Origin of the sequence: Enterococcus sp. DIV2453a (assembly GCF_050533535.1) — a bacterium.
In the GTDB taxonomy this organism is placed as follows: Bacteria; Bacillota; Bacilli; order Lactobacillales; family Enterococcaceae; genus Enterococcus; species Enterococcus faecalis.
In genome coordinates, this window is record NZ_CP172899.1 from 2660927 (window position 1) to 2679176 (window position 18250).

Here is an 18250-nt window from a genome sequence, read left to right on the forward strand (position 1 = left end):
TTGTAAGATAAAAATGTTAATTTGTTCACAAAAATAACAAAAACGTTATTTTTAACATTAAAATTAACAAACGAGTTCGTAGTATAGCACGGATTTTTTCTCATGTAAACATCATTAAATAAACATTTTTGTTTAATTTATACATATTTCTCAGCTAAAAAAATGACAAAAATAAATAAACAGAGGCCTTAGAAATATTTCTAAGGCCTCTGTTTATTTATACGTATTCACAAACTGGACTGTTTCTTGGTAACATTGTTTAGCTTCTTTTGTTTGATAGTCGAATTGATATTCGTGGGTGATTGTTGCTTTCTTATCTTTGAAAAAGAGAGTTGAAACTGGAACATTTAAAGTTTTTAACCGCTGAACCAAGGCTAGTCCTTGATCTTGGAATGAAAAACTATTGCCATCTGTTAGATACGTCGGGGGAAATTCTTTGGTGACTTTATCCACTAAACTCACTTCTTGCAGTTCTGCACTCGTCTGCCAGTCTTTAGTGCCGAGCAAGGACCAAGCCACTGTTTTAACGAAAAATTTCATAAAACGATTATCACTTTGTTGGTTGGCCATTTGTTTCAAATCCACCGGACCACAATACGAGAGTGTGCCTTTTAAATGGCTAGCCGGCAACGCTGCAGTCATCCCTAGTTCTTTGGCATAGTTGGCATTGGTTTGAACTGTTGCATATTGTAGAGCAATCTGTGCACCCGCACTGTCCCCGCCAATAAAAAGCTTAGATAAATCTAACATGGGATATGCTTGTTTCTTTTCTAATAAAAATTGAACAAGTTCATTGACCTGCTGGAGCTGGCTTGGATAAGGTGCGTCTGGTGCTAATTCATAATTCATTGAAATAAAGGCAACTGAGGAATCAGCCACTAAACGTGTCGCAAATTCTTTCATCCCAGACTTATCTCCTCCCACATAGCCACCACCATGGACCCATAAAACGACTGGTACCGCTTGTTTTGACGTTTGGGGATAATACAAATCAAAGGTATTCTTTTTTCTTGAAGAAGGGTATGTTTGATTTTCTTGCAATTGAACATTGGGCAATGCTTTATCATAGGAAGCTGAATCTTTTATTTCAACTTCGCCTGCGAATAACTGGTTGATGACCCAAGCGCCTGGCTTAGGAGATAATTGAAAGGCGAGAAACACACCTAAGCAAATAACCACAATGATTCCTAACAACCAAAGGATAAAACGTACGATTTTTCTTTTCACTCTATTCACCTGCTTTAATTTGTAGCAAAATTATAGCATGTTTTTTAGCCAAAGCGTTTATTTTGAAACAGCTTTTTAGAATTTGATGTACTTTTATCATTTGAAATGCCCTCTTAAAAGCTGTAAAATGAACAAAATGACTTTAACCTTTAGGAGGTTGCCAAATGAAAGCTCTGATTTCCATTGATTATACAAATGATTTTGTCGCCACAGACGGAAAACTAACCACTGGTGCCGCTGGACAAGCTATTGAAACGGCCCTTGTTCAACAAACAAAGCACTATTTTGACAATGGCGATTTTGTGGTTTTTGCCATTGATGGGCATGACCCCCTAGATCGCTATCATCCTGAAAATAAACTTTTCCCGCCCCACAATGTCTTAGGAACTGACGGGCGTAATCTGTTTGGCTCGCTAGCTGATTTTTATCAAGCTCACAAAAATGAGGCAACCGTTTATTGGATGGACAAACGGCACTATTCTGCTTTTAGTGGCACGGATTTGGACATTCGGTTACGAGAACGAGGAATTACAGAGCTTTGTTTAACTGGTGTTTGTACAGATATTTGCGTGTTGCATACGGCTGTTGATGCCTATAATTTAGGCTATCAATTAATGATTCCTGAACGCGCCGTTGCTAGTTTTGATGAACAAGGACACGAATGGGCGTTACGCCACTTTAAACAAACTTTAGGAGCAACCATTCTATAAAAAGACTGGTCAATCCTTCCATGCGCCCTATCTATACTCAAAAAATCCTGTAAACAACACAAAAGCCAACCTTACTATGGATAAGGTTGGCTTTTTTACACTCATTTTAACTCCGAGCCTGCGGATTAGTGATAACTAGCATTCACAGAATAAGCAGAGACTGCTAGCTGATAGAAATTAGCTACTCATAAAAAAGTGGGATTCCTCACTTTTTTATAGACCAATGACCGTTGCAAAGAAAGGAACTACTAAAACAGTAACTACGCCAACCACTACGACAGAAATACTAGCCATAGCAGCCTCTGTTTCACCCATTTCCATGCCAACTGCCACACCTAGGGCATGTCCGGCCGCACCTAAAGCTAAACCTTTGGCGATTGGATTGTTAATCTTAAACCATTTCAATGCAATTCGACCCAAGGCATAGGTTAGTACACCATTGAAGATTACGGTAAACGCCGTAATAGAAGCAATGCCGCCAACAGTTTGAGAAATAGGTACGGCAATCGCTGTTGTAGCAGCTTGTGGTAAGATTGAGGCCACTAAATGATTATCCATGCCAATCACTTTTCCTGCAAAATAAACAGCCACTAGCGAACCAAAAGAACCAATTGTTAACGCCGTTAAAATTTCTAACCAATATTTTTTCAATACGTCTCTCTTTTTATATAAAGGAATCGCAAACGCTACTGTCGCAGGCTCTAGAAAGAAGCTGATATATTTGCCACCTTCATTGTATTGCTCGTAACTAATTCCTGTTACTTTTAAAACGACAACGCCTAAAATCATCGCAACGAATAATGGCGTAAATAAGAAGAAACCTTTGCTTTTTTTAAACAACCAAGTACCTATGCCAAATACAGCTAATGAAATAATAATGCCAACATACGGATTCATGCGCGAACCTCTCCTTTCGCTTTCTTCGTTGCTGCGGGTTCTTTTTCTTTTCGAGCATCTTTCATATGCAATAAAAAGGCGCCCGTCCAACCAGTCGTTGCTAGTAACGCTAGTGTCGCTACTAAAATAACAAAAACAATTTGAACGCCAAATTGTTGCATAATCCCTAAAGAATTAACTAAGGAAATCCCTGAAGGAACAAATAAAAATGTAATAACCGTTGATAAGCTATTACCTAGCCCTTCCACTTGCTCCAATTTAACAACTTTTGTACATAAACCAATGAACAATAACACCATGCCAATTACTGAAGCAGGCATTGGTATTGGGGAAATGAACGCCAAGCCGTTGGCGATTAACATAATAATGGCAAAAACTGCTGCTTGTTGTAAAAATGAATATACTTTCTTTTCCATTCTTCTTCGCTCCCTTTTCTCTGTTTTCTATGGGTTAAGTATATAAAGAAAACGTTTTTTTAAGGGCTTTTTTTCATGAAATGCCAGAATTTCTTCACCAAATGCAAAAATCACCACTTGAAATGCATTCGACATTTCAAGTGGTGATTTTTTAACTTAAGCCAAGTTTTTCTTTAAATTCTTTGACGTATGAACGGCTAACAGGTACTTTTGAGCCGTTGGTTAAAATTACTTGCAACGTGTTATTAAACCACGGCTGGATTTCTTGAATTTTTGTTCGATTCAAGATGAAACTTCGATGCGTTTTAATAAAGAGCGTGGCAGGTAATTTCTGTTCGATACTGTTGAGGGTCCCTGTCATCTTGTAGACCTGTTGATCCACAAAAATGCTCAGTTGCCGTTCTTCGACAGAAACGAGGTAAATATCTTCTGGCGCCACAAGATAAATGCGGTCTTCTCCTTGAATAGGTATTGCTTCAGATTTCGGTCCTTTTTCAGCAGTGTTTTCTGGGACAGCTTGAGCCATTTCTTTCGATGCTTTTTCAATGACTTGTGTTATTTTTTCTTCTTCAAAAGGTTTCAAAATATAATCTTTTGCATTCACTTGAAAGGCCTTTAACGCATATTGATCATAGGCGGTTGCAAAGACCAAGTAGGGCGCTTTTTTAAGATGGGTTAATTTTTCCGCTAAATCAAACCCGCTTTCATCGGTCAAATGAATATCTAAAAATAACAAATCTGGCTTTTGATCCATCATCTCTTCCATTGCCTCCGCCACAGAATCCGCTTCTGCAACGCTCATCACTTGCGGATGTTGGGAAACAAGATAACTCAATTCTTCTCGTGCTAAGGGTTCATCATCAACGATTAATACGTGCATCTAATTCCTCCTGTTCCATCGGGATTTCTAAATGAACATGGCTCCCGCCTGTCTCTAAATTTTCAATTAAAAAACAACCTTCTGATCCATAAAGGTTCGCCATTCTGCGGGACAAGTTTTCCAGTGCCGTGCCGGTGCCTTTTTCCGAAGTCACTGTCGTCTTTCCTAATAACAAGCGGCGTTCTTCAGGAATCCCTTGCCCATTGTCATACACATCCACATGTAATTTATGTTGTTTTGCTTTGACCACTACCCGAACTTGATTGTTCTCCTTCCGGCTGCCAAATGCATGCTTGATGGTATTTTCCACTAACACCTGAATCGCATACGGCGGTACTTTTTCTGAAGCAACCGCTTCTTCCACGTCAAATGTTACTTGATAACGATTCGGAAACCGTGCTTGTTCTAATGACAAATAGGCTTTTACTTGTTCTAGTTCTTGTGAAACTGGGATCGTAGTTTGCACGGCTCCCTGTAAGTTGCCTCGAAAGTATTTACTTAATTGGAGCAATAGTTTCCGCGCTTTTTCACTGTCTTTCCGCATTAATGCGGAAATAGTATTGATGGCATTAAAGAAGAAATGCGGGTTCACTTGCGCTTGCAAGGATTTAATTTCAGCTTCTTTAAGTAATTTTGATTGTACTTCCGCTTCCCCTAATTCAATTTGTGAAGAAAAAATTGTCCCAAGACCTTCTGCTAACTGTTCCTCGACATGCGTTAACTGCGCTGGATCCGTAAAGTACATTTTTAAGGTGCCAACAATTTGCTGATGGGAAAATAATGGAATCACAATCGCCGCTTGCAACGGACAATTAGGGTCCGAACAACCAACTTCTTCTTTGGCATGTGCGATGGTCATTCGGCCCGTCCGTAACACTTCCCGAGAAAGCTCTGTAATGACTTCTAGCTCTGGAATATGATGGTCGCTTCCTGCGCCAACATGAGCTAAAATTTGATGACTGTTTGTCATGCTAATCGCACTGACTTTTGTATAATGCTTAATAATCTCCGCAACTTTTTTGCTGGAATTTTTATTGAGTCCTTCTCGAAAATATGGCAGTGTTTCCGCTGCTAATTCCAAAACATCGTGCGTCTGAACCGCTTTGGCCTGCTCTTCTTGTTTCAATGTCGTCGTTAGAATCGACATAAAAATGAACGTTCCTACGCTATTTAACAAAATCATCGGCAGCGCAATAAAACGAACCAACGTGGCTCCATCCGATAGATCACCGCTGAAAAAGAAAATAAACATCATCTGAATCATTTCCATGCACGCTCCGACAATGGCAGAAAAGCCGGCAGACGGAAAAACGGTTTGCTTTGCCATGCGGCTCCCTAAAAAACCAGCAATTAAGCCAACAATTAAAGAAGCAGGCACATAAAAGAAACTATGCCCCCCGCCTTGAATAACCCGATGAAAGCCAGCAATTAAACCAACCGTACTGCCGACAATCGGACCACCCACTAATCCAGAAACGCCAATTACTAACGTACGCGTATTCGCAATGGAAGCATTGCTGCTTAAATAGGTTAGTAAATTATTGGGAACAATCTGATTCTTAGCGATTTCGATACCTGTAAAATTAGAAATAATAGCAAATAAACCAAAAATCAAAATCAACTGAACTTTTGAAGACATTTTTTCACGACTTAATAAAACACGCTTAAAATAAGGCACATTCACTAAAAGAAAGGCCAGTAAAATAATTAAGCCCACCCGTTCCATCATTAAAATAAATAATTCGACCACACCGGCACCTCCTTCCTATTAACTATACTATAAATCAAGGAAAAGAAAAAAATGAAGCTTCTCAAAAAAGAGGCTTCATTTTTTCTATTCATTAAAACGCAGGGATATTAGCGCCTTTAGAATTTTTCTTGATGTATTCAGCAACTTCTTTTGTTGTCATCGCTTCTTTTAAAACCTTGATCTTTTCGCTATCTTTTTCGCCTTTACGTGTCACAACTTGCAATGCGTAATGTTTACTTGCTTCTTCATCTTCTAACAAAATCGCATCTTTCGTTGTTAAACCAGCAGGTTCTAAGTAGGCTGGGTAGCAGAACACCATAGCGATGTCTTTTTCATCATAGGCTTTAGCTAAATTCAGTAAATCAATGCTTTCAAAAGTAATGTTTTTAGGATTTTCCACGACATCTGCCACCGTGCCGTTAAAGCCGACACCTTCTTTTAATTTAATCACGCCGTTTGCATTTAAAATTGCTAAAGCACGACCTTCATTGGTTGGATCGCTAGGAATCCCCACTTTGGCATTTTCAGGTAAATCTTTCGCATCTTGGTATTCTTTTGAATAGAAACCACCAGCAAAATAATAAATCGGTTGCACAGCCACTAAATCAGCTTTTTTCTCTTTGTTAAACATTTCCATGAAGGGTTGATGTTGCGCAAAATTAGCATCCGCTTCGTCATGTTGCACGGCATCGTTGTAGGCAACATTGTCGCTCACTTCCATAATGTTAATTTTGTACCCTTTTTTCTCAGCTTCTTTCTTGGCAATCTCCAAGATATCTTTTGAAGATTCCAATTGCACGGCCACGGTAATCTCCTTGTCTTCTTTCTGATCTGCTTGTTTATTTCCCCCACAGGCAGCTAAAATAACTGTTGCAATAACAGCGAATGTTGCTAAATAAAACTTCTTCATTCTTTTGTCCTCCTACTTTCTTTTGTCTAGTTTTTGGGCAATGAAGTTCCCAAGCATTTGTAAAATGAAGACCAGTGCAATCATAATCACAATGGCAACATACATAATACCGTATTCATACCGTTGATACCCGACACGAACTGCAAAATCGCCAATCCCGCCGCCACCAACAACACCCATCACCGTGGAATATGAAACCATACTCACTGTCGTGGTTGTGTAAGCAAGGACCAATCCGCTACGTGCTTCCACCAATAAAAAGTGCCAAATGTATTGGACTTTCGAGGTGCCTAACGAATTAGCTAAAAAATAAATTTCTTCTGGAACATCCAACAGCACTTGTTCAACCAAGCGAGCAAAAATCGCGATCGCAACAATACTCAATGGCACAGATGAAGGAATTGGGCCAAACGCCTTTCCTAAAACAGAACGAGTAACTGGAATCAACGCAATCACAAATAATAAATAAGGAAACGAACGAATAACAGTTACAATGAAATTTAAAACCCAGTATAGCCAAGGTTGATGCCCTTTGACTTTCGGATTAGCCAAAAATAGTCCTAAGCCTAAAGGCAAGCCGACAAGCAAACAGATAGCCATCGAAATCGACATCATAATCCCTGTTTCTTTTAAACCGACCAGCATAGATGGCCAATATTCGGCAAAGGTTTCTGAAAAAGTCATGGACGCAAACTCCTTTCCACTTTTTCTAAATAGGAAAGCGGTTCTTCCTCATATTGCTGAGGATTATTCAGAAATTCGCCAATTAACTGACCTTTTTCCATCACTAAGATACGATTACATAAGCGCTTCACGGTTTCTAATTCGTGACTAACAAAGAAAATAGTCGGTCGGAATTCCTGATGCGTCTTATGTAATAGTCGAACGACACTTTCTGTATTTTCTTCATCTAATGAACTCGTTGCCTCGTCACATAATAACCATTTTGGATTACGGCTCAACGCTCGAGCAATAGAGACACGCTGTTTTTCCCCACCAGAAAGCTGAGCAGGATACGCTTCTGCCTTATGGGCCATATCAACAAACGTTAATAAACGCTCAATTTTTTCAGGCTGTTTCTCTTTTAAAAGTTTCAAAGGCAACGCAACATTATCATAAATTTTCAAATTTTCTAACAAATTGTAATGCTGAAACACCATCCCCATTTGTTGTTGCTGCTGGCGAACTTCTTTTTTAGAGAAGGTTTGAACATTTCTGCCATCAATACGAATCTCCCCTTCACTCGGTTGTTCCATTAAATTCAACAAACGTAACAACGTGGACTTGCCAGAGCCACTTTTCCCAACAATCCCAACGATTTCTCCTGGTTGGACAGAAAAGTGAATATTTTTTAACGCGTGTGTCTCTTGATAGACTTTCGACACATTCACTAACTCAATCATGATTACCTCCTAAAGGCCGACAAACAAACTATAACAACTAAAAAAACTGTATAACAATTAAAGTAATTCTGTGAAACGATTTAAAAAAACTATTACGAATTAAAAAATAACACACGTTTCGAAAAACAGCGGTATATCAGAGATGTAACTACTTACATCATCTACTAAAACAGAAAAAAAAGCAACCTTTTTATTTGTGAAAAAAACACTATCTGTTTTTTGTCTGTATTATTTTGTACAAATGAATTAAAAATTTCCTGTTTCTACAGCTATTTCCCCACGCTCCTACTAAAAAAAGACATTCTCAGAAACGAGGCATCCAAAAAGGGAAAAGCGCTCGTAACGATAATGTCTCTAATGGTTTACTTTTTAAATACAACTGTTTCTTCGACAGTAATTCTTTCAGCTAATGATTGAATCACTGGACAGTTTGGGGAGACAAGCTTCAAACACCGTGTCGCCCGTGCTTGAAAGGCTTCTGGAACAGACACATAAAAGAGAATCGTCACCTGTTTTAATGGTTGTGCGCGTCTCTCTACTTCTCTTGAATACGTGACTTCTATTTTTTCAAACTCAAAGGGAATGTGCGAATTTTCCAAAACGGATTGATACACGTACCCCCCACAAGCGCCAATTGCCGAAACGAGCATTTGAACTGGCGAATATCCCTCTTCTTTTGCTAACACCCAGCGCGCTGTTTTCGTTTGTAATTCAAATTTTTCCACACCACGAATAATCGTCAAACGTTCTACCATTGCCATCTTCACTCCTTTTTACTCTTTCTTAAAAGATACTACAAAACAGCGCTAAAACAAACATTTCTAACTTCTCAACTTAGCAAGTCCTAAAAAAAACGAAATTCTAACTTGACAAACAACGCAACACCTGATAATATACTTCCGTTCAAATCGTAACCATTACGATTTAGATTTTATAAATCCAAAAAGAAAGGAAGTGCCTTATGGCTAAAAAATCAAAAATTGCTAAAGCAAAAAAACAACAAGCAATGATTGCAAAATATGCGCCTATTCGCCAAGCCTTAAAAGAAGCTGGCGATTATGAAGGTCTTAGCAAATTGCCAAAAGATGCTCATCCAAGTCGCTTAAAACTCCGCGATCAAACAGATGGGCGCCCACGTGGCTACATGCGTAAATTTGGCATGTCTCGGATTCGTTTCCGTGAATTGGCTCACCAAGGCTTGATTCCTGGCGTCAAAAAAGCAAGCTGGTAACTCATTATTTCGATAAAGACAACTAGCGAGGACGGTCGCATTTGGGCTGACCTCGCAGCCCCCTTTATCTTTTATACGCAATTAAAAAAATCAAATTGGAGGACGGTACTATGCGCCAAACCATTACGTTAGCTTGCGCTGAAACTGGCGAGCGCCTTTACTTAACAAGTAAAAACAAACGAAATACACCAGAAAAATTACAGCTGAAAAAATATTCACCAAAATTACGGCGCCGCGCACTTTTCACTGAAGTCAAATAACAGGAGGAAAACTTGATGGGCATTCCAATCACCATTGTTTCTGGCTTTTTAGGCGCAGGAAAAACAACCTTAATTAACCATGCGCTTGCGCAGTCACCGTTTCCTAAAGAAGAAATTATTATTATTGAAAATGAATTTGGTCAAACAGGCGTTGACCACGCATTACTTTTACAAACCACGGAACGAATTATTCAATTAAATAACGGTTGCATGTGCTGCAGCTTACGAGGAGATCTTCTTGCCTCTTTATCAGCAATCTTAGAAGTGTACCAAGAAGAACAACAACCCATTGCCCAAGTCATTTTAGAAACAACGGGCATTGCTGATCCGCAACCAATCATTCAAACAATTTTAACGACCCCGCACATCAAAAATCATTTCTATATAGACAGTCTCTTAACGGTCGTTGATGGGCATCATTGGCAACAACAGCTTCAAGAAGCCGAAGCCATCAAACAACTGGCCTTAGCAGATCGCCTCTTTTTTTCTGTCAAGGAACCAGCAGACAGCACTCAGCTATCAACGTTCCAAGAAACCCTTCGTACCATTAATCCTTTTGCTGATATTTTATCCTTTCAAGCCAACGAGCCTCTTTTGGCTAGTGACTTTTTTCAATTAAATAAGTTTACGGCAACACTTACAGAACACGAAATGACTCATTCCCCGCATGAGCACGCCCATGAGCATCATCACCATACCTTTCACTCCCTTACGTTAACGGCGTCCTCAGCCCTCAACGAACCTCTTTTCACTCGTTGGCTTGATTGGTTAATGTATACACATCAGGAAAAGTTATACCGTTTCAAAGGGATTCTCGCCTTACAGGAGCATGACTTGGCCATTGCCATGCAAGGCGTCAACCAGCAAGTGGCCTTTCAAATGACGAATCAACCCCCTCAAGAAACGACAATTGTTCTGATTGGCAAAGAATTAGAGACAAAAAAAATCCAAGAAACCTTTCAAACCCTCAACAAAATAGCTACTCCGTAAATTAATTTTTTACGAAATGGAGGTCCTATATATAATGGAAAAAACTGACTTATCTAGCGCTTATCGTCGACTGAAAAGTCCCAACATCAAAACACGAAAACGCGCACTTAAAATCATTAAAGAACATAAGCGCAATAAACAAAAGAAAATTGCGTAATTCACTAAAGGAGCACACCTATGAAAAAATTTACTCTTCCCCTGTTAGCCGCCTTAGCGCTAATCCTTTTCGGCGCTTGCGGCAAAACAAACACCTCTGATAAAACCGCTGACGGTAAAGAAAAACTATCCATTGTCACGACTTTTTATCCTATGTACGATTTCACTAAAAATATTGTAGGCGATGAAGGAGACGTCAAATTGTTAATCCCTGCTGGTTCTGAACCCCACGATTATGAACCATCCGCCAAAGATATGGCTACCATCCATGATGCGGATGTTTTCGTTTACCACAATGAAAATATGGAATCTTGGGTACCAAAAGCTGCTAAAGGCTGGAAAAAAGGAGCCCCGAACGTCATTAAAGGTACCGAAAACATGGTCTTACTTCCTGGCAGTGACGAAGACGGACACGACCATGACCACGAACATGGCGAAGAAGGCCACCACCATGAATTAGATCCGCATACTTGGGTTTCGCCCCATCGTGCCATCCAAGAAGTTACAAACATCAAAGAACAATTAGTCAAACTTTACCCTAAAAAAGCCAAAACATTTGAAACAAACGCAGAAAAATACTTAACAAAATTAACAGCCTTAGACAAAGAGTTCCAAACAGCTTTGAAAGACGCTAAGCAAAAAAGTTTTGTTACCCAACATGCTGCATTTGGTTATCTTGCCTTAGATTACGGCTTAAAACAAGTGCCAATAGCTGGTTTAACACCTGAACAAGAGCCAACAGCAGGGCGCTTGGCAGAGTTGAAAAAATATGTCACAGACAACCAAATTCGCTATATTTATTTTGAAAAAAATGCCAACGATAAAATTGCTAAAACGTTAGCTGACGAAGCAAATGTTCAATTGGAAGTCCTAAACCCGCTAGAAAGTTTGACACAAAAACAAATGGACAATGGCGAAGATTATCTTTCTGTAATGAAAGAAAACTTAACTGCTTTGAAAAAAACAACAGATACAGCCGGGAAAGAGGTTCAACCAGAAACCTCTGAAAAAACAGAAAAAACCGTGGCTAACGGCTATTTCAAAGACAGTGAGGTGGCTGAGAGAACACTGACAGATTACGCTGGAAATTGGCAATCCGTCTATCCTTTATTAAAAGATGGCACATTAGACCAAGTCTTCGATTACAAAGCGAAACTGAAAAAAGATAAAACACCAGCCGAATACAAAACCTACTATGATGCCGGTTATCAAACCGATGTCGACCATATCAACATCACTGATTCCACCATTGAATTTCTGGTCAATGGCAAACCACAAAAATTCACCTATAAAGCAGCCGGTTATAAAATTTTAAACTATGCAAAAGGCAACCGTGGCGTCCGTTTCCTTTTTGAAACAGACGATGCCAATGCTGGGCGGTTTAAATACGTCCAATTTAGCGACCACAACATCGCACCAACGAAAGCCGCTCATTTCCACATCTTCTTCGGCGGCGATAGCCAAGAAAGTCTGTTCAATGAAATGGACAACTGGCCAACGTATTATCCAAACGACTTAAGCAAACAAGAAATTGCCCAAGAAATGATTGCGCATTAAGCATTCAAAAGAGAGGAGGTAGCATTAGCTAAAATGCTACCTCCTCTCTTTTTTTATTTAGTCAAGCACACCATGTTCTGCTTCAAACGTCGCTAACAACTGGCGCACTTCATCCGTTGATTTTGTATTCATTAATTGTGCTCTTAAATCACTGGCACCTGGAAAGCCTTTGACATAAATTTTGAAGAAGCGATGCAGCCCAACGATGGAGCGAGGCACCAATTCTGCATACTTGTCTTGCAAATCCAATTGTAAACGTAACAAGCCCAGTAATTCTTGTGGCGTATGTGTTTTGGGTTCTTTTTCAAAGGCATAAGGATTTTTAAAAATCCCCCGACCAATCATGATGCCATCTACACCATATTGTTCTGCTAATTCTAGGCCCTTTTGACGATCGGGAATATCCCCATTAATCGTAATTGTCGTTTGCGGTGCGACACGGTCCCGAATAGCCATAATTTGCGGAATGACCTCCCAATGGGCATCCACTTTGCTCATCTCTTTTCGTGTTCGCAAATGAATGGATAGATTCGCAATGTCTTGCTCTAATAAATGCGTGATCCACGCCTCCATTTCCGCCATTTCAGTAAACCCAATGCGTGTTTTGACACTAACAGGTAAGCCACCTGCTTTGGCGGCGTCAATCAATTCAGCCGCAACTTCTGGGCGCAAAATCAGCCCGCTGCCTTTTCCACGCTCAGCCACGTTAGGCACAGGACAGCCCATATTTATATCTAATCCTTGAAAGCCCATCTCCGCTATGCCGATACTCATTTCACGGAAAAATTCCGGTTTATCTCCCCAAATATGTGCCACCATCGGCTGTTCATCTTCTGTAAAAACGAGGCGCCCGCGCACACTGTCTTTCCCTTCAGGATGACAATAACTATCTGAATTAGTAAACTCTGTAAAAAACACATCTGGTGCCCCAGCTTCTTTCACGACATGACGAAAGACCACATCAGTGACATCTTCCATTGGTGCTAAAACAAAAAAGGGCTTTGGCAATGTTGCCCAAAAATTCTTGCTCATCTTCATATACTCCGTTTCTGATTTTTTCTTTATTTTCAACGACAACTTGTCGACATATTCTGGTGCGAAACATTGCTATTATACAGGGAAATGCACGAAGAATCAAAAAAGGCATACTTAGAAACAAGAAAACTGTCTGAATCTGCTCGCTAGAATGAGTGATTCAGACAGTTTAATCTTTTTACGTCAGGCTTAACTACGTAAGCCACGCCCTGTTTCTACAAGGTACCAACAAATGCCATATAAAACGACAATAAATAAGATTAAAATGGTCATAGAAATACCAATTGGCACATCTTGAACCCCTAGGAAACCGTAGCGGAACCCAGAAATCATGTAAACAATCGGATTAACTTTTGAGACAGCTTGCCAAAATGGCGGCAACATGGAAATGGCATAGAAAACCCCACCCAAATAGGTTAAAGGCTGTAACACAAAGGTCGGCACAATCGATACATCATCATAGGATTGCGCAAAAATACCATTTAACAAACCAGCTAAAGAAAAAAGAATCGCTGTCATCAATAAAGTCATGATGACCATCAGCCAAGAAACAACGTGCAATGGGACAAAAAATAGAGAAATGATGGTGACTAACGCACCGACCAAAATACTACGACCAACGCCACCAATCACAAATCCCCAAATAATCACATGAGTTGGAACTGGCGCCACGAGAATTTCTTCGATATTTTTCTGGAATTTTTGTGAGAAAAAGGAAGATGAAACATTGGCGTACGAGCTTGTAATGGCTGACATCATAATTAAACCTGGCACGATAAATTCCATATAAGAAAAACCGCCCATGTCGCCAATTCGCCCGCCAATCATTTTCCCAAAAATCACAAAATATAAGGACGTCGTAATCACTGGCGGTACCAGTGTTTGGACCCAAATCCGTAAATAACGGTTGGTTTCCTTCACAGCTAAACTTTTTAAAGCAGTAAAATACAGACTAAACATGTTGATCCTCCCTTTGGTACGTATCCTCAGTAATCTTCAAGAAGAGCTCTTCCAAACGGTTGGACTTATTCCGCATTGACAATACTTTGATTCCTTGTTGACTTAGCTGTTCAAACAAGTGATTGACTCCTTGGTTTCGTTCTACTTCCACCGCTAACGTTAACTCGTCCTCAAATACGCTTTGATAGCCTTCAATAACTGGCGCCTGCGTATAAGGTGCTAAATCAAAAATAAACGTTTCAAATTGTAATTTTGCTAACAAGTGCTTCATGCTGGTGTTTTCAATCAATTCACCAGACTGAATAATCCCAATGTTGCGACACAACATCTCAGCTTCTTCTAAGTAATGGGTCGTCAAAATAATCGTGGTTCCCTGCGCATTTAACTCTTGTAAAAAGGCCCACATTTCACGGCGCAATTCAATATCGACACCTGCAGTTGGTTCATCTAAAATCAATAACTTCGGCTCATGCATCAGCGCGCGAGCAATCATCAAGCGACGTTTCATTCCGCCAGAAAGCATTCGAGCCCGCTCGTTCCGTTTTTCCCATAAATTGGATTGTTTTAAATACTTTTCACTCCGTTTCATGGCTTCTTTACGAGACACCCCATAATAGCCCGCTTGATTGACCACAATCTGCTGGACCGTTTCAAACGGATTGAAGTTAAACTCCTGCGGCACTAACCCAATCTGTTGCTTCGCCCGCACCATCTCCGTATCTAAATCATACCCAAAAATTTTGACTTTCCCCGAAGTCTTATTAACTAACGAGGTCACAATCCCAATCGTCGTTGATTTTCCTGCGCCATTCGGTCCCAAAAGAGCATAAAAATCGCCTTCTTCGACTGTTAAATCAATCCCCCGCAACGCTTCAACACCTGAAGCGTACACTTTGCGTAAATCTTGTATCACAAGAGCATCAGTCATTCGTAACTCTCCTTAATGTATAAATATTCATGAATATTATTGTAACACTTCTCGATAAAAACGGGGGTTATTTTGATTAAATTTCACAGTTTTGCTTAGCTATTTTTCAACAACAAACTAGCCAACGATTAACGTGTTTATTTTGACTTGAAACTGTTTAAACAGTTTCGAGAGCGTTAAAACCCTTTCAAATCAAGGATTTAGAGTTCTCTTTTTTTGGCACAGAACTTGCTTTATATAAAAGTGAGGTGAAAAGAATGAAAAGAAAATTTTTAATTGCTAGTCACGGAAACTTAGCGAAAGGCTTCCAAAGTTCCTTGGATATTCTCGCAGACAAAGGAAAAGAGCTGGCGGTCATCAATGCCTATGTGACTCCTGAGGACTACACGCCAATTATTCAAACGTTTCTTCAGTCCCTTGGCGCAGAAGAACAAGCTATTATTTTAACAGATTTATATGGTGGTAGTGTCAATCAAAAAATTGTTCAAGAAGTCATGACGACAAAACCAGACAATGTTTTTATCATTTCCAATGCCAACTTAGCCATTGCCTTGTCGCTGATTTTCTTAAAAGAAGGCGAAAAGCTAACCAAAGAAGATATTCAAGCAGCAATTGCTGAAGCACAAATTCAATTCGTTGAATTAAACCCATCAAATGAAGAAGAAAACTTTTTTTAGGAGGAAATTAAAATGATTACACAAGTACGAGTAGACGACAGATTAATTCACGGCCAAGTAGCCGTAGTTTGGACCAAAGAATTGAATGCCCCCTTATTAGTTGTAGCGAATGATGAAGCAGCCAAAAACGAAGTAATGCAAATGACGTTAAAAATGGCTGTCCCTAATGGCATGAAACTATTAATTCGCTCAGTCGATGATGCGATTGATGTCTTTAATGATCCTCGTGGCAAAGACAAACGAATTTTTGTAATTGTGAACAGTGTAGCGGATGCTACTAAAATTGCGAAAAACGTGACAGATATTGAAAGTGTGAATGTTGCCAACGCTGGCCGCTTTGATAAATCAGATCCAGCCACCAAAACAATGGTTTTCCCAAGTGTCCAATTAAACCCTGAAGAGTTAGAAGCTGCCAAAGAATTAGCCAGTTTGACTCACGTGGAAAGCTATAACCAAGTACTGCCAACCAACTCAAAATTAAGTCTAAAACAAGCCGTCAATTAAAAGGAGGAAATGAACAATGCTTATGCATGCAACAATGGCAGCCTTAGCTGTATTTATCTGTTTTGCTGGGAACTATTTAACTGGTCAAAGTATGATGGAACGTCCCTTAGTCGTTGGATTAGTCACAGGAATTTTAATGGGCGACATGAAAACAGGGGTCTTAATGGGGGCCTCTTTGGAAGCAATTTTCTTAGGAAATGTTAATATCGGTGGTGTTATCGCCGCGGAACCTGTAACTGCGACTACTTTAGCCACAACGTTTGCAATTATTTCAAATGTCGAACAAAAAGCCGCCATGACGTTAGCCGTACCAATTGGGATGTTAGCTGCTTTCGTGGTGATGTTTTTAAAAAATGTCTTTATGAATATCTTTGCTCCTTCTCTTGACAAAGCAGCACGTGAAGGCAACCAAAAAATGGTTGTGACACTGCATTACGGAACGTGGATTATTTATTATTTAATCATCGCTTCGATTTCATTTATCGGAATTTTAGCAGGAAGCGGGCCAGTAAATCTGTTTGTTGAAAGTATTCCACAAAATTTGATGAACGGCTTAAGCGCAGCTGGCGGACTTTTACCTGCCGTTGGGTTTGCTATGTTAATGAAACTGTTATGGGATAATAAATTAGCCGTCTTTTACATTTTAGGCTTTGTTTTAACCGCGTACCTACAATTACCAGCCGTTGCGGTAGCGGTCATCGGAACAGTAATTTGTGTCGTGAGTGCCCAACGGGATGTAGAATTTCGCGACATTCTAAAAAGAAAACCTGCGGCGTCTTCTGCGGTTGAAGGCAGCGCGAAAGAAATCGAAGAGGAGGACTTTTTCGCATGAAGTTAAAAGAGAATTTATCTAAAGAAGAGAAAAAAATGATGCGCTCTGTTTTCTGGCGTTCTTGGACGATGAACGCTAGCCGGACAGGAGCTACACAATACCACGCAGTGGGTGTCATGTACACTTTACTCCCAGTTATCAATCGTTTTTATAAAACCAAGGAAGAACGGGCCGAGGCATTGGTGCGTCACACCACTTGGTTCAATGCAACCATGCATATCAATAACTTCATCATGGGGCTCGTTGCTTCGATGGAAAAACAAAACAGTGAAGACGAAAATTTTGATGCTAGCTCTATTACAGCGGTTAAAGCCTCACTAATGGGGCCACTTTCAGGCATCGGTGATTCCTTCTTCTGGGGCATCTTGCGTGTCATTGCTGCCGGTATTGGGATTTCATTAGCCAGCACTGGTTCGCCATTAGGGGCGATTGTCTTCTTACTTTTATACAACGTCCCTGCGTTCTTAATTCACTATTATGCGTTGTATAGCGGCTACTCAATCGGTGAAAGTTTTATCCAAAAAATGTACGAATCAGGCGGAATGAAGATACTCACAAAAGTATCGAGTATGCTAGGCTTAATGATGATGGGCAGTATGACTGCTTCAAATGTAAAATTCAAAACGATTCTTGAAGTTTCCGTTAAAGGAAGCGAAGACGTAGTTAAAATCCAAGACTATTTGGATCAACTATTCGTCGGTATCGTACCATTAGCCGTGACATTACTTGCTTTCTGGTTATTACGCAAAAAAGTCAATGTTAACGTAGTGATGTTTGGCATCATGTTCTTAGGCATCTTGCTAGGATTACTAGGCATCTGTTAAAATTGAAACAATAAACATTTAATTATTAAACACTTAGAGCCTGAGACAAAAATCCAAAGTGATTTTTATCTCAGGCTTAAAAGCTGATAAACGGCGGGAACAG

22 protein-coding genes are annotated in these 18250 nt (G+C 39.9%); 10 read left to right on the forward strand and 12 right to left on the reverse strand.

The features are described 5' to 3' along the window. Positions 1-213: 213 nt before the first annotated feature. On the reverse strand, positions 214-1227 hold the full coding sequence (locus IGK03_RS12880; protein ID WP_010776194.1) for an alpha/beta hydrolase: 1014 nt from the start codon (positions 1225-1227) through the stop codon (positions 214-216). A gap of 164 nt (positions 1228-1391) precedes the next feature. On the opposite strand from IGK03_RS12880, the gene IGK03_RS12885 reads away from it, so the two are divergent. Continuing rightward, positions 1392-1937, forward strand: coding sequence for a cysteine hydrolase family protein (locus IGK03_RS12885; RefSeq protein ID WP_002389413.1), 546 nt, complete (start codon positions 1392-1394; stop codon positions 1935-1937). A gap of 213 nt (positions 1938-2150) precedes the next feature. Here IGK03_RS12885 and lrgB read toward each other — a convergent pair whose 3' ends face one another. The 8 genes from lrgB to IGK03_RS12925 all read right to left on the reverse strand — a co-directional run bounded on the left by lrgB (position 2151) and on the right by IGK03_RS12925 (position 8954). Continuing rightward, positions 2151-2834 (reverse strand): antiholin-like protein LrgB, encoded by a 684-nt coding sequence (gene lrgB, locus IGK03_RS12890; RefSeq protein ID WP_002354830.1) that lies wholly within the window; start codon positions 2832-2834, stop codon positions 2151-2153. Continuing rightward, positions 2831-3250, reverse strand: coding sequence for an antiholin-like murein hydrolase modulator LrgA (lrgA, locus tag IGK03_RS12895; RefSeq protein WP_002354829.1), 420 nt, complete (start codon positions 3248-3250; stop codon positions 2831-2833). Before lrgA ends, lrgB begins: the two co-directional genes overlap by 4 nt. Before the next feature lie 151 nt (positions 3251-3401). Then, positions 3402-4130: a LytR/AlgR family response regulator transcription factor gene (locus tag IGK03_RS12900; RefSeq protein WP_049095874.1), complete on the reverse strand. Its 729-nt coding sequence runs from the start codon at positions 4128-4130 to the stop codon at positions 3402-3404. Next, complete coding sequence (locus IGK03_RS12905; RefSeq protein ID WP_010706971.1) at positions 4111-5880, reverse strand: sensor histidine kinase; 1770 nt, start codon at positions 5878-5880, stop codon at positions 4111-4113. Before IGK03_RS12905 ends, IGK03_RS12900 begins: the two co-directional genes overlap by 20 nt. A gap of 91 nt (positions 5881-5971) precedes the next feature. After that, the gene (locus IGK03_RS12910; RefSeq protein ID WP_002354826.1) at positions 5972-6790 is read right to left on the reverse strand and encodes a MetQ/NlpA family ABC transporter substrate-binding protein; all 819 of its coding nucleotides are present in this window, start codon (positions 6788-6790) and stop codon (positions 5972-5974) included. A 12-nt stretch (positions 6791-6802) separates the two neighbouring features. After that, a complete protein-coding gene (locus tag IGK03_RS12915) occupies positions 6803-7474 on the reverse strand; it encodes a methionine ABC transporter permease (RefSeq protein ID WP_002368484.1) in 672 nt (223 codons plus the stop codon). Further along, entirely contained in the window at positions 7471-8193 is a 723-nt protein-coding gene (locus IGK03_RS12920) for a methionine ABC transporter ATP-binding protein (RefSeq protein ID WP_002354824.1), read from the reverse strand. The genes IGK03_RS12915 and IGK03_RS12920 overlap by 4 nt, the downstream gene beginning before the upstream one ends. 362 nt (positions 8194-8555) lie before the next feature. Further along, positions 8556-8954, reverse strand: a complete 399-nt coding sequence (locus IGK03_RS12925; RefSeq protein ID WP_002394733.1) for an OsmC family protein — start codon at positions 8952-8954, stop codon at positions 8556-8558. 200 nt (positions 8955-9154) lie between these two features. Here IGK03_RS12925 and rpsN point away from each other — a divergent pair, with 200 nt between their 5' ends. The 5 genes from rpsN to IGK03_RS12950 all read left to right on the forward strand — a co-directional run bounded on the left by rpsN (position 9155) and on the right by IGK03_RS12950 (position 12387). Beyond that, entirely contained in the window at positions 9155-9424 is a 270-nt protein-coding gene (rpsN, locus tag IGK03_RS12930) for a 30S ribosomal protein S14 (RefSeq protein ID WP_002354822.1), read from the forward strand. A gap of 110 nt (positions 9425-9534) precedes the next feature. Next, entirely contained in the window at positions 9535-9684 is a 150-nt protein-coding gene (rpmG, locus tag IGK03_RS12935) for a 50S ribosomal protein L33 (RefSeq protein ID WP_002354818.1), read from the forward strand. Positions 9685-9699: 15 nt separating this feature from the next. Further along, positions 9700-10674: a CobW family GTP-binding protein gene (locus IGK03_RS12940; protein WP_049095872.1), complete on the forward strand. Its 975-nt coding sequence runs from the start codon at positions 9700-9702 to the stop codon at positions 10672-10674. A gap of 34 nt (positions 10675-10708) precedes the next feature. Then, entirely contained in the window at positions 10709-10831 is a 123-nt protein-coding gene (locus IGK03_RS12945) for a putative metal homeostasis protein (RefSeq protein ID WP_002383181.1), read from the forward strand. Between the two features lie 20 nt (positions 10832-10851). Continuing rightward, the gene (locus tag IGK03_RS12950) at positions 10852-12387 is read left to right on the forward strand and encodes a zinc ABC transporter substrate-binding protein AdcA (RefSeq protein ID WP_049095870.1); all 1536 of its coding nucleotides are present in this window, start codon (positions 10852-10854) and stop codon (positions 12385-12387) included. A gap of 57 nt (positions 12388-12444) precedes the next feature. On the opposite strand, the gene IGK03_RS12955 is transcribed toward IGK03_RS12950, so the two are convergent. The 3 genes from IGK03_RS12955 to IGK03_RS12965 all read right to left on the reverse strand — a co-directional run bounded on the left by IGK03_RS12955 (position 12445) and on the right by IGK03_RS12965 (position 15310). Next, positions 12445-13419, reverse strand: coding sequence for a tRNA dihydrouridine synthase (locus IGK03_RS12955; RefSeq protein ID WP_010713692.1), 975 nt, complete (start codon positions 13417-13419; stop codon positions 12445-12447). A 192-nt stretch (positions 13420-13611) separates the two neighbouring features. Further along, the gene (locus tag IGK03_RS12960; RefSeq protein ID WP_002354811.1) at positions 13612-14382 is read right to left on the reverse strand and encodes an ABC transporter permease; all 771 of its coding nucleotides are present in this window, start codon (positions 14380-14382) and stop codon (positions 13612-13614) included. Next, on the reverse strand, positions 14375-15310 hold the full coding sequence (locus IGK03_RS12965) for an ABC transporter ATP-binding protein (RefSeq protein ID WP_002354809.1): 936 nt from the start codon (positions 15308-15310) through the stop codon (positions 14375-14377). The genes IGK03_RS12960 and IGK03_RS12965 overlap by 8 nt, the downstream gene beginning before the upstream one ends. Positions 15311-15567: 257 nt before the next feature. Here IGK03_RS12965 and IGK03_RS12970 point away from each other — a divergent pair, with 257 nt between their 5' ends. Genes IGK03_RS12970 through IGK03_RS12985 form a run of 4 tightly spaced genes read left to right on the forward strand, consistent with a single transcriptional unit; the run spans position 15568 to position 18147 of the window. Continuing rightward, entirely contained in the window at positions 15568-15987 is a 420-nt protein-coding gene (locus IGK03_RS12970; protein WP_002354802.1) for a PTS sugar transporter subunit IIA, read from the forward strand. Positions 15988-15999: 12 nt separating this feature from the next. Next, entirely contained in the window at positions 16000-16491 is a 492-nt protein-coding gene (locus IGK03_RS12975; protein WP_002354800.1) for a PTS system mannose/fructose/N-acetylgalactosamine-transporter subunit IIB, read from the forward strand. Between the two features lie 16 nt (positions 16492-16507). Then, positions 16508-17323, forward strand: coding sequence for a PTS mannose/fructose/sorbose/N-acetylgalactosamine transporter subunit IIC (locus IGK03_RS12980; protein WP_002365419.1), 816 nt, complete (start codon positions 16508-16510; stop codon positions 17321-17323). Beyond that, positions 17320-18147, forward strand: coding sequence for a PTS system mannose/fructose/sorbose family transporter subunit IID (locus tag IGK03_RS12985; RefSeq protein ID WP_002360964.1), 828 nt, complete (start codon positions 17320-17322; stop codon positions 18145-18147). The genes IGK03_RS12980 and IGK03_RS12985 overlap by 4 nt, the downstream gene beginning before the upstream one ends. Positions 18148-18250 lie beyond the last annotated feature (103 nt).

What these genes read in the sequence shown, in the direction of transcription:
- IGK03_RS12925 (WP_002394733.1), bottom strand. Translation starts at nt 8,954, where the DNA reads ATGGCAATGGTAGAACGTTTGACGATTATTCGTGGTGTGGAAAAATTT.
- lrgB (WP_002354830.1), bottom strand. Translation starts at nt 2,834, where the DNA reads ATGAATCCGTATGTTGGCATTATTATTTCATTAGCTGTATTTGGCATA.
- IGK03_RS12915 (WP_002368484.1), bottom strand. Translation starts at nt 7,474, where the DNA reads ATGACTTTTTCAGAAACCTTTGCCGAATATTGGCCATCTATGCTGGTC.
- IGK03_RS12985 (WP_002360964.1), top strand. Translation starts at nt 17,320, where the DNA reads ATGAAGTTAAAAGAGAATTTATCTAAAGAAGAGAAAAAAATGATGCGC.
- rpmG (WP_002354818.1), top strand. Translation starts at nt 9,535, where the DNA reads ATGCGCCAAACCATTACGTTAGCTTGCGCTGAAACTGGCGAGCGCCTT.
- IGK03_RS12970 (WP_002354802.1), top strand. Translation starts at nt 15,568, where the DNA reads ATGAAAAGAAAATTTTTAATTGCTAGTCACGGAAACTTAGCGAAAGGC.
- IGK03_RS12980 (WP_002365419.1), top strand. Translation starts at nt 16,508, where the DNA reads ATGCTTATGCATGCAACAATGGCAGCCTTAGCTGTATTTATCTGTTTT.
- IGK03_RS12960 (WP_002354811.1), bottom strand. Translation starts at nt 14,382, where the DNA reads ATGTTTAGTCTGTATTTTACTGCTTTAAAAAGTTTAGCTGTGAAGGAA.
- IGK03_RS12945 (WP_002383181.1), top strand. Translation starts at nt 10,709, where the DNA reads ATGGAAAAAACTGACTTATCTAGCGCTTATCGTCGACTGAAAAGTCCC.
- IGK03_RS12955 (WP_010713692.1), bottom strand. Translation starts at nt 13,419, where the DNA reads ATGAGCAAGAATTTTTGGGCAACATTGCCAAAGCCCTTTTTTGTTTTA.
- lrgA (WP_002354829.1), bottom strand. Translation starts at nt 3,250, where the DNA reads ATGGAAAAGAAAGTATATTCATTTTTACAACAAGCAGCAGTTTTTGCC.
- IGK03_RS12885 (WP_002389413.1), top strand. Translation starts at nt 1,392, where the DNA reads ATGAAAGCTCTGATTTCCATTGATTATACAAATGATTTTGTCGCCACA.
- IGK03_RS12910 (WP_002354826.1), bottom strand. Translation starts at nt 6,790, where the DNA reads ATGAAGAAGTTTTATTTAGCAACATTCGCTGTTATTGCAACAGTTATT.
- IGK03_RS12940 (WP_049095872.1), top strand. Translation starts at nt 9,700, where the DNA reads ATGGGCATTCCAATCACCATTGTTTCTGGCTTTTTAGGCGCAGGAAAA.
- IGK03_RS12965 (WP_002354809.1), bottom strand. Translation starts at nt 15,310, where the DNA reads ATGACTGATGCTCTTGTGATACAAGATTTACGCAAAGTGTACGCTTCA.
- rpsN (WP_002354822.1), top strand. Translation starts at nt 9,155, where the DNA reads ATGGCTAAAAAATCAAAAATTGCTAAAGCAAAAAAACAACAAGCAATG.
- IGK03_RS12975 (WP_002354800.1), top strand. Translation starts at nt 16,000, where the DNA reads ATGATTACACAAGTACGAGTAGACGACAGATTAATTCACGGCCAAGTA.
- IGK03_RS12950 (WP_049095870.1), top strand. Translation starts at nt 10,852, where the DNA reads ATGAAAAAATTTACTCTTCCCCTGTTAGCCGCCTTAGCGCTAATCCTT.
- IGK03_RS12920 (WP_002354824.1), bottom strand. Translation starts at nt 8,193, where the DNA reads ATGATTGAGTTAGTGAATGTGTCGAAAGTCTATCAAGAGACACACGCG.
- IGK03_RS12900 (WP_049095874.1), bottom strand. Translation starts at nt 4,130, where the DNA reads ATGCACGTATTAATCGTTGATGATGAACCCTTAGCACGAGAAGAATTG.